This is a genomic window from Micromonospora sp. NPDC049580, from assembly GCF_040675595.1.
GTDB lineage: Bacteria > Actinomycetota > Actinomycetes > Mycobacteriales > Micromonosporaceae > Micromonospora.
On record NZ_JBFAPG010000773.1, the window covers coordinates 1 to 1,715 of the forward strand.

Consider the following 1,715-nt stretch of genomic DNA (forward strand, 5'->3'; position numbering starts at 1 on the left):
GGTATACCTGTGAGTCATATTTATGACTCACAGGTATACCCCTCTCGACAATCCATCGCGGAGCGGCCGGAGCGCCGGAGCGCCGGAGCGGCCGGAGCGGCCGGGGTGGTCGGAGCCGCCGGAGCCGCTGGGCGCGTTGCCTGGACGCCGGAGGCCTACTCTCAGCCGGCTGCCGTACCTTGACCAGCATGGGGCGTTTCGCGCGATGGCGCCGAGTGGTGCGGTCGCAGGGAGACCGCCTCCGCGGCGCGCTGCACCGGGCCGAGGAGCCCGACCCGTTGACCGGGCCGGCTCCCAGCCTGAACCGTCTCGACGCGCTGGCAGAGGAGTTCGCCGCAGGCCAGCCCGTGCGTTGGAGCCTCGGCGGGGCACCCCGGCCGCTGCCCGGCGCGGTCGACGTGGCGGCGTACCGGATCATCGAGGAGTCGCTGGCCGACGCGCGTCGACACGCCCCCGGCGCGGCGGTGGCGGTCCGGCTGCGCTACGACGCCGAGGGCGTCACCATCGAGGTACGCGACGACGGCGCCGATGCCGCGACGCCGGCCGGGGAGACCCGGGGCGCCGGGCGGGGGCTGGCCGCGGTGCGCGGGCGCACCGAGCGGGTCGGTGGCACCTTTTCCGCCGGCCCGAATCCCGGCGGCGGGTTCACCGTCCGGGCGGTCCTGCCCGCGCCCGAAGAAGCGGCCGAGTGACGATCCGGGGCTTTCGCGATGGGGCCCAACGGAAATAGGGTGGAGGTGGCGACCGTGACGGTGGCCGGTGACCCGGTGGGAGGCGCAACCCGCCGGGCTCAGGTGCGCTCGGCATCCACCGGTGTTCCGCCTCGATGCCACGTACCGGTCTGACCGGTCACCCTCGCCCCGGTCCGCACAACGGAATCCCCATCACATCAGGGGAGAAGGACAATGGCGCGACCCATCACGCTCTTCACCGGCCAGTGGGCCGACCTTCCGTTCGAGGAGGTCTGCCGGCTCGCCTCCGAGTGGGGCTACGACGGTCTGGAGATCGCCTGCTGGGGCGACCACTTCGAGGTCGACAAGGCGCTCGCCGACGACTCGTACGTCGACCGCAAGCGGGAGACGCTCGCGAAGCACAACCTCGAGGTCTTCACGATCTCCAACCACCTCGTCGGTCAGGCGGTCTGCGACCATCCGATCGACGAGCGGCACCAGGACATCCTGCCCGCCCGGATCTGGGGCGACGGGGAGCCCGAGGGGGTCCGCCAGCGGGCCGCCGAGGAGATCAAGGACACCGCGCGGGCCGCGGCGAAGCTCGGGGTGAAGACCGTCGTCGGTTTCACCGGGTCGTCGATCTGGCACACCCTGGCGATGTTCCCGCCGGTGCCGCCGTCGATGATCGAGCGCGGCTACCAGGACTTCGCCGATCGGTGGAACCCGATCCTCGACGTGTTCGACGAGGTCGGGGTGCGGTTCGCGCACGAGGTGCACCCCAGCGAGATCGCGTACGACTACTGGACGACCAAGCGGACGCTGGAGGCGATCGGCAACCGGCCCGCGTTCGGGCTGAACTGGGACCCGTCGCACTTCGTCTGGCAGGAGCTGGACCCGGTGAACTTCATCTTCGACTTCGCCGACCGGATCTACCACGTGGACTGCAAGGACAGCATTAAGGCATATCGAGCGGGAGTCCTGCTCGCTAGGTCGGTAATCGAGGCTACGGCCAAGGAAAAGGGCATCACGAATGGCGGGCTGATT

At 70.3% G+C, this 1,715-nt stretch carries 2 protein-coding genes; both read left to right on the forward strand.

The window, feature by feature from the left end:
• Positions 1 to 188 precede the first annotated feature (188 nt).
• On the forward strand, positions 189 to 692 hold the full coding sequence (locus AB0J68_RS31945; RefSeq protein ID WP_355064086.1) for an ATP-binding protein: 504 nt from the start codon (positions 189 to 191) through the stop codon (positions 690 to 692).
• Positions 693 to 905: 213 nt separating this feature from the next.
• Positions 906 to 1,715: sugar phosphate isomerase/epimerase family protein (locus AB0J68_RS31950; RefSeq protein WP_363942580.1), on the forward strand; the 810-nt coding region annotated here is incomplete at its 3' end.